This window comes from Sediminicola sp. YIK13 (genome assembly GCF_001430825.1).
Classification (GTDB): Bacteria; Bacteroidota; Bacteroidia; order Flavobacteriales; family Flavobacteriaceae; genus Sediminicola.
In genome coordinates this window covers 1,987,489-2,000,889 of sequence record NZ_CP010535.1, presented here as the reverse complement: position 1 = coordinate 2,000,889, position 13,401 = coordinate 1,987,489, and the positions used below count along the sequence as shown (strand labels likewise).

Annotated in this window: 8 protein-coding genes; 3 read left to right on the top strand and 5 right to left on the bottom strand. The window is 40.6% G+C overall.

Annotation, left to right across the window (positions count from 1 at the left end; translation table 11 throughout):
* Window positions 1-25 precede the first annotated feature (25 nt).
* The 3 genes from SB49_RS08955 to SB49_RS08945 all read right to left on the bottom strand — a co-directional run bounded on the left by SB49_RS08955 (window position 26) and on the right by SB49_RS08945 (window position 3,806).
* A complete protein-coding gene (locus SB49_RS08955) occupies window positions 26-2,044 on the bottom strand; it encodes a M3 family metallopeptidase (protein WP_062055820.1) in 2,019 nt (672 codons plus the stop codon).
* Between the two features lie 103 nt (window positions 2,045-2,147).
* Complete coding sequence (gene purE, locus SB49_RS08950) at window positions 2,148-2,636, bottom strand: 5-(carboxyamino)imidazole ribonucleotide mutase (protein WP_062055818.1); 489 nt, start codon at window positions 2,634-2,636, stop codon at window positions 2,148-2,150.
* Between the two features lie 15 nt (window positions 2,637-2,651).
* The gene (locus tag SB49_RS08945) at window positions 2,652-3,806 is read right to left on the bottom strand and encodes a 5-(carboxyamino)imidazole ribonucleotide synthase (RefSeq protein ID WP_062055816.1); all 1,155 of its coding nucleotides are present in this window, start codon (window positions 3,804-3,806) and stop codon (window positions 2,652-2,654) included.
* Window positions 3,807-3,941: 135 nt separating this feature from the next.
* Here SB49_RS08945 and SB49_RS15885 point away from each other — a divergent pair, with 135 nt between their 5' ends.
* From SB49_RS15885 to SB49_RS08930, 3 genes are all read left to right on the top strand, one after another.
* Window positions 3,942-5,048 (top strand): adenylate kinase, encoded by a 1,107-nt coding sequence (locus tag SB49_RS15885; RefSeq protein WP_082591158.1) that lies wholly within the window; start codon window positions 3,942-3,944, stop codon window positions 5,046-5,048.
* A gap of 73 nt (window positions 5,049-5,121) precedes the next feature.
* Window positions 5,122-6,123, top strand: coding sequence for a GTPase ObgE (gene obgE, locus SB49_RS08935; protein WP_062055814.1), 1,002 nt, complete (start codon window positions 5,122-5,124; stop codon window positions 6,121-6,123).
* Between the two features lie 54 nt (window positions 6,124-6,177).
* Complete coding sequence (locus SB49_RS08930) at window positions 6,178-6,708, top strand: DUF4136 domain-containing protein (protein WP_335337868.1); 531 nt, start codon at window positions 6,178-6,180, stop codon at window positions 6,706-6,708.
* Window positions 6,709-6,818: 110 nt separating this feature from the next.
* Here the strand turns inward: SB49_RS08930 and SB49_RS08925 are convergent, their stop codons facing one another.
* Together SB49_RS08925 and SB49_RS08920 are read right to left on the bottom strand one after the other, a co-directional pair.
* The gene (locus SB49_RS08925) at window positions 6,819-7,193 is read right to left on the bottom strand and encodes a DoxX family membrane protein (RefSeq protein WP_062055811.1); all 375 of its coding nucleotides are present in this window, start codon (window positions 7,191-7,193) and stop codon (window positions 6,819-6,821) included.
* A gap of 71 nt (window positions 7,194-7,264) precedes the next feature.
* A complete protein-coding gene (locus tag SB49_RS08920; protein WP_235537725.1) occupies window positions 7,265-13,318 on the bottom strand; it encodes an alpha-2-macroglobulin family protein in 6,054 nt (2,017 codons plus the stop codon).
* Between the last annotated feature and the right edge of the window lie 83 nt (window positions 13,319-13,401).

Genomic DNA, 13,401 nt, shown 5'->3' with positions numbered 1-13,401 from the left:
TAGGTCTTGCAGGTTTTTTTATTTCTTAAATTAATCCTGCCCTTTCCAACAGGGCCTCAATTTTTGGCTCGGCACCCCTAAAACGCTTATAGAGATCCATTGGATTTTCCGTTCCTCCCTTAGATAGGATATGTTCTTTGAACTTAGTGGCCACTTCCTTGTTGAATATGCCTTTTTCCTTAAAATAGGCAAAGGCGTCCGCATCTAGTACTTCTGCCCATTTGTAGCTGTAGTAGCCAGAGGAATATCCGCCTTGAAATATATGTGCAAAGGAGGTACTCATACAGGTCTCCGGCATATCGGGAAATAGGTCGGTGTCCTTAAACGCCTCTTTTTCCTGTTCCTTTACGTCAGTAATATTGGTAGGATCTGTTCCGTGCCAAGACATGTCCAAAAGAGCGAAGCTCAATTGGCGCAAGGTCGCCATCCCTTCTTGAAAGGTAGAGGATTCCTTAATTTTTTCGACCATTTCCATAGGGATCAAATCCCCAGTATCGTAGTGTGTTGCAAATAGTTTCAAAGCCTCTTTTTCATAGCACCAGTTCTCCAAGATCTGGCTTGGTAGTTCTACAAAATCCCAATAAACCGAGGTACCCGATAACCCAGGATAAACCGTATTGGCCAACATTCCGTGAAGTCCGTGACCAAACTCATGAAAAAGGGTAGTCACTTCATTAAAGGTCAATAAGGAGGGCTTGCTGGCCGTTGGTTTCGTGAAATTGCACACATTCGAAATATGTGGTCTTTCATTAACGCCATTTTGCACATATTGTGACTTAAAGGAAGTCATCCAGGCTCCTCCACGTTTTCCGGCTCGTGGATGAAAATCCGCATAGAAGAGGGAGACCAAATTATTATGCTCGTCAAATATGCGATAGGTTTTCACATCCGAGTGGTACTTGTCAATATCAAATACTTCCTCAAATTGCAATCCATATAATTTTTCTGCTACTTTGAAAACCCCTGCAATAACGTTTTCTAATTTAAAATATGGCTTCAGTTTCTCATCGTCCAAATTAAACAGTTTCTGCCTTAATTTTTCAGAATAATAAGCACTGTCCCACTTTTCCAACCTATCTATCTGATCCAATTCCTTGGCAAAGTTTTCCAATTCTTCAAATTCTCTCTCTGCAGCCGGTTTTGCCTTTTCCAATAGTTCATTTAGGAACTCATGAACTTTTTCAGGGGTTTCTGCCATTCTCTCCTCTAGGACAAAATGGGCATGGGTCTTATATCCCAATAATTTTGCACGCTCATAACGGAGCCTGGCAATCCTCTTAATGTTGTCTTGGTTGTCCAGTTCGTCACTATGAAATCCTTTGCTGCCAAATGCTATGGAAAGTTCTTTTCTCAACGCCCTTTTTTTTGCGTATTTCATGAAGGGAATATAGCTAGGGTAATCTAAGGTGATCAACCAACCTTCTTTGTCTTTTGATTTTGCCAACTGTGCTGCAGCCTCTTTTTCGCCTTCCGGAAGACCATCCATGTCGGACTCATCGGTAAGGTGCATTTCATATTTATTGGTCTCGGCAAGGATGTTTTCCCCAAATTGTAGCTTTAATTTGGAAAGCTCTGCATCAATTTCACGAAGCCGTATTTTTTTGTCATCTGGCAAATTGGCGCCGTTTCTGCTAAAACTTTTATACTTTTTGTCCAAGAGGGTGTATTCCTCTTTGGTCAGGTTTAGGTCATCCTTTTGTTCATAGACGACCTTGACCCTTTTAAAAAGGGTTTCATTGAGCATGATGTCATTGCTAAGCTCTGATAGGAGCGGGGAAACCTCCTGTGCGATTTTTTGAATTTCAGGATTGGTCTCCGCTGAATTTAAATTGAAAAACACACTTGATACCCGATCCAATTGTTGGCCTGCAAAATCCAAGGCTGCAATTGTGTTTTCGAATGTAGGAGCAGAACTCGCGTTCGCGATAAGGTCTATTTCCTGTCGGGCTTGAGCCATAGACTCCAAGAAAGCAGGCATAAAATGTTCATTCTTTATTTTGGAAAAAGGAGCCGTATCAAAAGGTGTCAATAAGGGGTTGTTCATAATGTGTTCTTATTCAATTTTAATTGATGTTGTAATGTGTTGTGAATGAGGAGGCATTAATTTGGAGCGCACCAATCAATTGTTGGTCATTTCCTCCCGGAGGCTATTTTTTACGTACTTCTTCTGCTCCCTGTATTACTTTTTGTTTCAACCCTTCCTTGTAGAGCAATATTTTGTCCAGGACGCATTTATCACTGCTTCCAATAATCTGGGCGGCAAGGATGCCTGCATTTTTGGCTCCGTTCAGGGCTACAGTGGCTACCGGTACCCCACCAGGCATTTGTAGGATGGACAGAATGGAATCCCATCCATCAATAGAATTGCTGCTCTTCACGGGAACGCCAATAACGGGCAAAGGTGACATAGAAGCTACCATGCCCGGGAGATGGGCGGCACCACCAGCACCGGCAATGATAACGGAATAGCCATTTTTATGGGCATTCATACTAAAGTCAAATAGTTTTTCGGGAGTACGGTGGGCGGAAACGATATCAACATCTACCTGTATATCAAAACCTACTAAAATATCCACTGCTTCCTGCATAACGGGAAGATCACTTGTGCTTCCCATAACCACTGCCACTTTACTCATAGTCGTATAATTTTTTTATTCACTTATTACTTTGATGGTCTCTTTTACCTGCTCGGCTATTTTTCTTGCCTTAGCAATATCGTTGTTCACTATGGTCACATGTCCCATTTTCCTAAAGGGCCTAGTTTGTTTTTTTCCATATATATGTGGCGTAACCCCTTCCATTTTAAGGATTTCCTCAATGTTATCATAGACTACATTTCCAGTATGTCCCTCAGCGCCCACCAAATTTACCATTATACCGGCTACTTTGCTCGCTGTGTTCCCTAATGGGAGGTCTAAAATTGCGCGTATATGTTGCTCAAATTGATTGGTATAGCTGGCTTCAATACTGTAATGTCCGCTATTATGCGGCCTAGGGGCCACTTCGTTGACCAAGATCTGATCGTCCTTGGTTTGAAACATTTCTACGGCCAATACCCCTATATGTTTCATTTTTTCTGAAACTTTTAAGGCGATTTTATTTGCTTTTTCTGCTACTTTCTCATCAATCCTTGCAGGACAAATCACATATTCCACTTGGTTGGCCTCTGGGTGAAATTCCATTTCCACAACAGGGTAGGTGACCACTTGTCCGCTAGGATTTCTAACCACTATCACGGCAAGTTCATTTTTAAAAGGGATCATTTTTTCCGCAATGCATTCCACGTTGGGCAAACCATCCAAGTCTTTTAGGCTTCTTACTACTTTCACCCCTTGACCATCATAACCAAATTTGGTGCATTTCCATACAAAGGGAAATTCCATCCCGCCATTGCTAATACTGTCCTCAATTTCACTAGTGTGGGCAAATCTGCTGAAAGCGGCCGTAGGGATGTCATGATCTACATAAAAAAGCTTCTGCGTTGCTTTGTTCTGAATGGTGCGCAATGTTTGTGATGGCGGATATACCTTGATGCCCTCCTCTTCCAACTGCTCTAATGCATCCAAGTTGATATTCTCGATCTCAATAGTAAGAACATCCACCTTTTTTCCGAAATTGTAAACGGTATCGTAATCCATGAGGTCTCCTTGTTGAAACTCATTGCAGGATATTTTACAGGGCGCCTCCTTCGAAGGGTCCAGTACTTTGGTGTGGATATCGAACTTACGGGTCTCGTAAAGCATCATTTTTCCTAATTGGCCACCTCCCAGGATACCCAGTTTGAAATCGGAAGAAAAATAGTTCATGGATTATTCTTTAGTCTTATGGATAATCGAATACAAATAGTGTAACAAAAATACATTTAAATCTTAAAACAGCCTTGCGCATCTTAAAAAGAGAAATCAAAATGTTATCTTTGGCATCTCATTAAATTAATGGCGGTGATAAAGCTCCACGACAAATATTTTAAACCATTTCTGACCAAAGAGGAAATAGAAACTGCTGTTAAAAAGGTGGCTCATGCCGTTGCAGCAGATTATAAGGATCAAGTACCCATTTTTGTAGGCGTACTTAATGGTTCTTTTATGTTTGTTTCGGATGTTTTAAAGCATTATGAGCACCCATGTGAGGTGTCCTTTGTGAAGTTGAGCTCTTACAGCGGTCTCACCTCCACGGGAATAGTAGAGACCTTGTTGGATGTGCCGGAGAATATTGAAGGAAGGGTAGTTGTCATTTTAGAAGATATCATAGATACCGGCCGAACCTTGCAAAAACTGGTGCATTTGTTTGCCAACGCCAATGTCAAGGAATTTAAGATAGCCACCCTTTTTTATAAACCATCCGTTTACAATGGGGAGTATACCATTGACTATGTAGGTATGGAAATCCCCGATAAGTTTATCGTTGGGTACGGATTGGATTACAATGAATTGGGAAGAAATTTAAAAGAAGTATACCAATTAAACCAAAAATATATGATCAACATAGTATTGTTCGGAAAACCAGGGGCCGGAAAGGGCACCCAAGCTGCATTTCTAAGGGACACTTATAACTTAAAGCATATTTCTACCGGTGATGTGTTCCGTTACAATATTAAAAATGATACCCCTCTGGGACAACTTGCCAAATCTTATATGGATAAAGGTGATCTTGTGCCGGACGAGGTTACGATTAAAATGTTGCAGGATGAAGTAGAGAAAAATCCTGAAGCATCTGGATTTATATTCGATGGATTCCCAAGAACGACTGCACAAGCAGAAGCGCTGGACAATTTTTTGGATACCAAGGATATGAAGATCAATGCAACAATAGCGCTGGAAGCGAATGATGAAGTATTGATTCAGCGTCTTTTGGAGAGAGGACAGGTTAGTGGAAGACCAGATGATCAGGATGAGGACAAGATCCGTAACAGATTTGATGAGTACAACCAAAAGACCGCGCCTTTAAAGCAATATTACGAGTCTAAGGGGAAATTTCATAGCGTTAATGGTATTGGAGCCATCGCGGATATTACAGAACGCTTAAAAGCGGTAATAGATAAATTATAAGGTTTGTTTCTAGATTGGCTTTCTCAATTATGGGATGTCTTAAGGAACTTCTGCAAACCGTTAAATTGTAAAAATGACTGAAGGTAATTTTGTTGATTATGTTAAAGCATATGTTTCTTCCGGAAATGGGGGCAAAGGCTCTGCGCATTTACACCGTGAGAAATTTATAACCAAAGGTGGTCCCGATGGTGGTGATGGAGGAAGAGGTGGACATGTAATCCTTAGGGGCAATAAAAACCTTTGGACGTTGGTTCACTTTAAATTTAAAAAACATTTTAAAGCGGGTCACGGGGAGCACGGAAGTAAAAACAGAAGTTTTGGTGCCGATGGGCAAGATGTATATGTAGATGTTCCTTTGGGTACTGTGGTACGCGATACAGAGTCCAATGAAATTTTATTCGAGATTACTGAAGATGGAGAGGAAAAAATCATTGTAGAAGGTGGAATGGGTGGCCTTGGAAACTGGCACTTTAGATCTTCTACCAATCAAACACCTAGATACGCGCAACCTGGCAAACCCGGTGAGGAGAGACAGATAACCTTGGAAATGAAAGTATTGGCCGATGTAGGCCTTGTAGGTTTTCCCAATGCAGGTAAATCTACCTTACTTTCCGTTATCACATCGGCCAAACCAAAAATTGCCGATTACGAATTTACTACGCTAAAGCCTAATTTGGGAATAGTGGAATATAGGGACTTTCAAAGTTTTGTAATGGCGGATATTCCCGGAATTATAGAAGGAGCAGCAGAAGGTAAGGGGCTTGGACATTATTTCCTGAGACATATAGAACGGAATGCCACCTTATTATTTTTGATTCCTGCCGATAGCAAGGACATTAGTAAGGAATATGAGATTTTGTTGGATGAGCTTCGCAGGTACAACGAGGAGCTTTTGGACAAGGAACGATTGGTGGTCATTTCTAAAAGTGATATGCTGGATGAGGAACTAAAGGCAGAAATGCGGGTAGAGCTCGACAAAGATCTTAAAGGAACGCCCTATATGTTTATTTCTTCTGTGGCACAGCAGGGCATCGTAGAGCTCAAGGATAGGCTCTGGGCGATGTTGAACGATTAAATAATTGAATATTTAATTGCCTTCCCATTTTTAAGTATTTTTATGAAAAACCGAATGATGAGAAATTTCATAAGCATTTTGGCGGTTATACTTTTAGCATCGTGTAATGCTGTAAGAGTCAATTATGATTACGATAAGGATACAGATTATTCCAGTTATACCACCTACAATTACTATCCGGATATGAAAACCGGGTTGACTCAGTTAGACACCAAACGTTTATTGGATGCCATAGACTCCATTATGCAAGTTAAAGGAATGTTGCTTGCCGAGGAACCAGAATTTTTTATCAATATCACCAGCAGCTCCGTCCGTGGGCCCAGAAACAACAATGTGGGTGTTGGGGTTGGCGGAACTGGTAGAAATGTCGGAGGAGGAATATCTATAGGTTTGCCATTAGGCCAGCCAGATTTGGAGCGTGTTATTCAGTTCGATTTTGTGGATAGCCAAAAGGATCAATTGTTTTGGCAGGCCATAAGTGAAAGCTCCTTTAAGGAGAACCTTTCCCCTGGAGCAAGGGAGGCCAAATTAAAACAAGTTGTGGATAAAGTGTTTTCCAAATATCCTCCGGGCACTAAAAACTAACAAACACGGCTCTAACAATGCCATATTAACGGTATTTTGAGAAGCGGACATAATAAAAAAGGTGGACACATAGTAATATATGTCCACCTTTTTTGATACCGAAATTTTACTTAAGGCCTAATAATATCCTTGTAGCGATCTTTATAAAAATAAAGCATAATAATATTTAGTAGAAGTAGAATTAATGCCGGGCCTATGGAGCTGGGCTCCAAGAACGCATTAAATAAAATGGCATTGACGGAAATGGTCATTAGAATGATCATCATCAGTGCCCCAAACTTGTTGGCCAATAAAGAAAGGCCTGCAAGTATTTCTACCAAGGCAACCATGTTAAGGGTGTTGGTACTCATCAAGGCGGAGAAATACTCATTTGCCGCTTCGGACATTTGTCCCATGGGCATAAAATGAAATAATTTATTCGATCCGAATACGATTAGGAAGAGTCCAAACGCAATACGCAGGACCAAGAAAATTTTTGGATTCATAATTGGCTGTTTATGTATTAGTTATATGTTAATTTATGAAAAAAATCGATAACATATTACGAATTTCACAACTATTTCTCCGTGATGTGAATTATGGCCCCTTCGCTATGGCTACTAAATTCGGGGGCATACATACTTTGAATGGTTGTAATCCCATTACTGAAAACACCAGTGTTGTTCACCCTTAAGTCGTACTCAAAGACATAAACACCTTTTGGTAGGATATCAAAAAAGAAATTCGTGGCTGCGTCTTTGGTACTTTCATAATAACCCAATCCATCTTGCCATTTGTATTGGGATATAACGTTTATAGGCTCCAATCCTGCAGCTCTCATATCTTTGAGATGGATAAACTCCATTTTTCGGTCAACCTTTACTACAATTCTGGTTCTGACTAGATCACCAACATTCAACGGGGTATCTTCGGTGATTTCTTGGAGTTCTTCCCCTAAATCTGTATTCCTTTTTAGGAACAATTTTTTTTCCAGTTGTAAAGGGGATTTTGAAGGGGTTATCTTATCCAAATCCTCAAAATACTGCCAATACAAAGCGCCCCAGGCTACGCCCTTCCCTTTTTTGCTCAACTGTACTTCGGCCATTTCTGGCTTAATTTCATTTCCGTTCCAGGAGGTACGGTAATATCCACTACCGGCTTCAATAGGGATTTGTTCCTTTTTAGGACTATCTGGGTTCCATGGTCCTATTCTGTCGCCACCTAAACGCACATCCATCGCATCGGTTATGGAAAGCCAATCGTTGCCTTCTAGCAATAAAGCGTATATGGCGTCTGCAGTGGCCTTTGTGGTTTGCCAGTTATTGGTCTGCTTGTTTTTTAATAACCATATTTTGAGATGCTCTATGTTCTGTTGATGCAATGGGTCCGTGCTGCCTATCTCGGTAAAAGCCTCGATCATGAGCGCTTGTGTTTCTATGGGAGATTGATACCAATACCACGAAGCCGTGTTCTCCTTCCAATACATGCCCAATTCTCGGTTTATGATACTGTTCTCCACTAGGGATTGTATTATTTTCTTGGCTTCGGATGCCATATCCTGCATATGGAATACAAGCGCTAACAGTCCTTTTTCAAATAAGCTTTTCTTGGACCAATACTTCCTTGCCTGACCTAAGTAGTACTGTTGAGCCTCTTGAACTTTCTTAGATGCGGGTTGGTCCTTGAAAAGGCTGCGTATATATAGGTAATGTAGCTGTATTGCACTGAGATGATCCCTATTGATATTATCCGTACGTTTTTTCATCTCTTCAAATTCGGCTATAAATTCCCTATCTAGATAGCCAAGAGCTCTTTCTTCAAGTAGTCTGGCATTCTCACCGGAAAGTCCGGTATTTAGTTGCCTTAAACGCCCTATTCCAGCCAATATGTGTTGGGTGATATACCTATTGGAAGGACCTCCATGAAACCAGGCCCATGCCCCGTTTGACATTTGGTTGTTTAGAAGTTTATTCAATGCCAATTGCTGTTCCTGGGCCACATGATTACTATTGAATAAAAGGGCTATCCTTTTTTTCTGTTCTGTTTCCGATTGGGCATCTCGTAGCCAAGGGGTTTCCTGAATTAAAATAGATTTCAGAGCCTGATTCTTTTCTAGACCGCTCACTAGGGCGTCGGATTTTGCCCATTGTTCAAAAACAGATTTGATTTTCGGATTTGATTTTGTGATATGATTGGCTAGGGTATTTGCATAAAACCTAGAGAATATCTGCTCGTTACTTTCATGTGGATACTCCATTAGATAAGGGAGTGCCTGAACCGCATACCAGGTGGGATTGGAGGTGATTTCCAGGGTTAGCTTATGGTTGTTCCTCGTGGCTGAGGTAGCTTCCTTAAGCTTGTCCAGCGTAAATGTTTTGGAATTACTACCACTGACCCACATGGGCATGGTTTCTGTCACCAACATTCTATTGGTAAGAACGGGAAGGGTATTCTGCTCGCCATCGCTAAAATCTCCAGCTTTGGCAATGACAGTGTATTGGACAGCCTGGAGGTTTTTTGGAATTGTAATTGTCCAAGATACCTGTGTATTGTTTTTGGATACTACCTTAAATTCCTTCGTGTCAGATGTGCTAGTTTCAACTGAAGATAACAGTAGACCATTGGTAATATTCTTCCCTGTTAGGGCATCCTCCAAAAGAATAGTGGCCTTACCAGTTAACTGACGATCTGTGAGATTGCTTATTTTACTACTTATGGTGATGGTATCCCCTTCTCTAAAAAACCTCGGAATATTGGGTGTTACCATGAGTTCCTTTTGGGTCAGGGCTTCAAAGGTCTTCACGGTACTCTCCAAGGTAGACGTATGCGCCAATAACTGAAGTTTCCATTGTGTAAGGGCTTCTGGGGTTAGGAAACTAAAAGTAACGTTGCCTTCTGGATCCGTCATTAAATGAGGAAAGAAAAAAGCAGTTTCTTGAAGGTTTCTCCGAATCTGGACCTGTTCTTTTACTGATTCAGTGTTATCATTCCCAGCAAGGGCCTCGTCCGTAATTATGGGATTTGGAGTAATTGCTTCCATAGCTTGTTCTTGGAGAACATCTGAATCTTGCACGGCAATTGGTCCAGAATTCTTCATCATCATTTCAGTTCTGTACATTCTATTTCCGGTTCCAAAATAAAAGTTGAACCAATTGAAGGAGTCATATCCTTGAAGACTAATCTTGGGGCTATCTATTTGATCTATTTTAGTATTGAAATATACGGTTCCAAAGCTTTGATAAGCATTTGAGTTGTAAATGGAATGATAGGAAGACTTTTCTTTTGGGTAGAAATGCCAATTGTGTTCCCTAAAGGAATCCAAAGAAGCATCGTACATACTGGCCAAAACTTCGGCAGCCACTTTTTCTCCTTTTGGTCCTTTAATTGTAAAGCTCCAAGTTTCCTCGGCACCAGGGGCCAACTTATCCCTGAAAGTAATGGTCTCCACATCCAATTGGGCAGATGGGTAGGGCACACTTATGCTTTGGGTTCCAGTGACAAACCCATTAAAGGCAGAAAAGCTATAGCGAATGGCAAAGCCACCCAAATCGGTTTCCCCAATTGGAATTGAAATAGTTTTGCTATTGTTGGATAGTGGTATTACAATCGTTTTTATATTTTTTTTATCTTTTTCAATAAATAAGGTCACCTTGAGGGATTTTGCGCTTGTGGCCAAAGTAAGTTTTGCTGTTTCTCCTAAAGCGTAGGAATCCTTATCAGTTTTGAGATCGAATAATTGATTATCCGCTAATTTTCTGTCCTTTCTGGAAAAGGCCGTAGTATGCACCACATCTTTTACGGTCTTGCCAAATCGATCCTTAGATTCCAGTTCAATGCTATACCTGCCAGGTTCCCACGATTTGATTTGGCCCAAGTCTATTTTGTCTATTTTTTCCGTATTAAACTCAGCTTGCCAGACCAAAGCTCCCTTTTCCCAGTTTGTTGGATCTTCTTCATTGGAATATGAGTCGTGGGGAAATAGGGTCTTAAACTCCTCTTTTGAAAAGGAGGAAAATTCTGGAGCCGGCCATGGCCGTTCTCTGAGGATGTTCTCTGGACCCTTTAATTTATATATTTTAAGGGTGCCCTTTGCGGGAACCTCTTGGCCGTTGAGATTGGTAGTGCTAATTTCGATGGATTGAACTCTTTTAGATATATCCAACCTGTTCGCAACCTTTATTTTCGCCAAGAGGGAATGGTAGCCTACAGCTACTATTTTTGAAGTACTATGGGTTTCTCCGTTGATATCCGTTACATCCACCGTGACTTCATAGGTGAAAATGGGTAGATCTTTCTCTGGAATACTACTATCCGGAATTGCCTTGAACTTAATTTCATACGAACCATCTTCATCGGTGATCGTCTCCCCATGTGCAATTTCTTGGGCAGTACTTTTTACATATGGGCGACTCCAATAATACCATATTGGATATTGAACAACCCTGCGCACCGCATAATTAACCTTGGCATTGGTAATGGAACTGCCGGCAAAGGCCGTGGCAGTTCCGGTTAAAAGAATACTGTCATTTACTTTATAGGTTTCCGTTAACGGATCAATACTGGTTTTAAATTTTGGGCGCTTATATTCCTCCACAGAAAAATTGGATTGTCCGCTTAAATTAACTTCCTCGGAGTTTATGACCAATGAATATTCCCCGGTAAGACCGAAATTGGGCAAAATGAACTGCCCATTAAAGGAACCATAATCATTGGTTTTGTATTCCTGCCTACCTACTTCCTGATTATTGGCATTGAGGAGAGTTGCTACAACTTTTGTGTTGTTTAAAACCAAAGTGGACACGCTGTTTTTTTGAATCACGATTCCCTTAAAAAAGACTACTTGGCCTGGCCGGTAAATGCTACGATCCAGAAAAATAGAAGAGAAATAATTAAACTGTGGAGGATTTTTGATGTCCGTCTTTTTGGATATAAAATACGTTCCAAATGTGGCATGATCCTCTTTGGACCTAACAGTTATTGTAACATTTGTCCATCTATCACCCGAAAGCTGAACGCTGATGAAGCCTTGTTTATCTGTGACATAGTTGTGTTTCTTTAAAGGTCCGTTGTAATTTGTTTGATAACTGAAAGTAACCTGGGCGCCTGAAATTGGAAATCCGTTGGTTCTGTTAATGACCTGGAACATCTGTTCATTTGCCCCCCTTGTTTGTACAATGGCGAGGTCAGTTGCCTGTACTGTTTGAAAGGCAAATGTAGCATCATTTTCGGCAAGGAGCGTGTATGAGCCATTCGGTAATGTAGGTAGCAATATTTCTGTGCTGTGATTCTGATAGTCTCCAACGTTTTTAAGTGTTCCTGTCCATTGTTTGGCAACCGGCAGTTTTTTTATAAAGGCAATTTGATTTTCTATGGGATAAATTTTCTCCAATTGGGCTTTTTCTTCCTCCTTAATAATATGGGCGGTAAGTTTTAGCCCATCTATATTTTTGTAGTTGACCAAGATTCGCGATGGTAGATTTATTTGCAGATGACTTTCAGCTCTTAATTGAAGGTTCTTGGATAGAATTTGTGTTTTTAAGACCAAGGAATTTTCAGAAGCCCTGCTTTTTGGATATTTTTCTATAATGGCATTACAGATTTCCAATGCCTCTTTCCGCTTCCATTGTTGGCTTACATCGGTATTTGGATCGTAGTTGTTCGCCCATTGATCATATAATGCCGCAATTTCATAATTGTATAAAGCTGCCACCTCGTCCTCATAAGTTTTGGCACTATTTTTTAAGGCGTCCAAATAGAATTGGTCTGTCTCTTCAATGATGCTGTATTGTTTTATAAAGTGCAGGCGTTCTAAATCCACATCTGCCAATGCTAAGGGGGAAGGGTCTTTTTGATGGAATTTTAAAAGTTCCTGATATAGTTTCAAAGCCTTTAATTGAAGTGAGCTGCTATCTATTTCAATTAAGGGTAGGGCACTGAATTCTAATGCTGGGGTAAAATACTCTGCGTTATCCAGTTCAAATTTATACGAAGGCTTCGTGATTCCATTTTCACTGGTCTTGTAAAAATCTAATGCGGTATGGGCCAAAACATCATATAGGGTGGGTCTGTATGCCCGGGAATCCTTTTGCTGATTGAGAATATCCTTAAAAAGATTGATATCCAATTTTTGCAGTGCTTCCTTGTTTTCAAGGGAGCGTTCAAAATGAATGCTTATTTCTTCAAATAAGGTGCTCACGTCCCAGGTCCTAAAATCCATTGGGTCTACCTTGCTTTCTGTCTTTGTCCGATTGTAGAACTCAAAGCGGTTTTGTTGATAATATTGCCAATACAGGTTGGCCAGATAGCTCTCTAATATGTTCCTTGTGGGCGTGGCGGCTTGGGTAATCTCACTTTTAAATTCATTTATAATGGTCAATTGCGATTCCTCTTCCAGTACCATCAAGTATTTGGAAGAATACAATAATGCCTTAATTGTCTGAGGTGAATTTTGTTCTTTTTTAGCTTTTTTGGATATGGTCTTTACTACCTCCAAGGCGGATTTTGTCAAGGATTTTTCTTCCAGTTGGGATACTTCCTTCCATAGGGAGTCATACGAAGTGTTCCCATTAATTTGCCCATGGCCCATTTGGATACATAGGAGAAAAGGAAGGAAAAAAGCTAAGTGTTTCATATACATAAATTTAGGAACAAAAATGGATTTTCAAGTATGTCAGGCACATTAAGGAATGGCCATCAAAAAATAGGTATCCGCAC

What these genes read in the sequence shown, in the direction of transcription:
- SB49_RS08955 (WP_062055820.1), bottom strand. Translation starts at nt 2,044, where the DNA reads ATGAACAACCCCTTATTGACACCTTTTGATACGGCTCCTTTTTCCAAA.
- SB49_RS08945 (WP_062055816.1), bottom strand. Translation starts at nt 3,806, where the DNA reads ATGAACTATTTTTCTTCCGATTTCAAACTGGGTATCCTGGGAGGTGGC.
- SB49_RS08920 (WP_235537725.1), bottom strand. Translation starts at nt 13,318, where the DNA reads ATGAAACACTTAGCTTTTTTCCTTCCTTTTCTCCTATGTATCCAAATG.
- purE (WP_062055818.1), bottom strand. Translation starts at nt 2,636, where the DNA reads ATGAGTAAAGTGGCAGTGGTTATGGGAAGCACAAGTGATCTTCCCGTT.
- SB49_RS08930 (WP_335337868.1), top strand. Translation starts at nt 6,178, where the DNA reads ATGATGAGAAATTTCATAAGCATTTTGGCGGTTATACTTTTAGCATCG.
- obgE (WP_062055814.1), top strand. Translation starts at nt 5,122, where the DNA reads ATGACTGAAGGTAATTTTGTTGATTATGTTAAAGCATATGTTTCTTCC.
- SB49_RS08925 (WP_062055811.1), bottom strand. Translation starts at nt 7,193, where the DNA reads ATGAATCCAAAAATTTTCTTGGTCCTGCGTATTGCGTTTGGACTCTTC.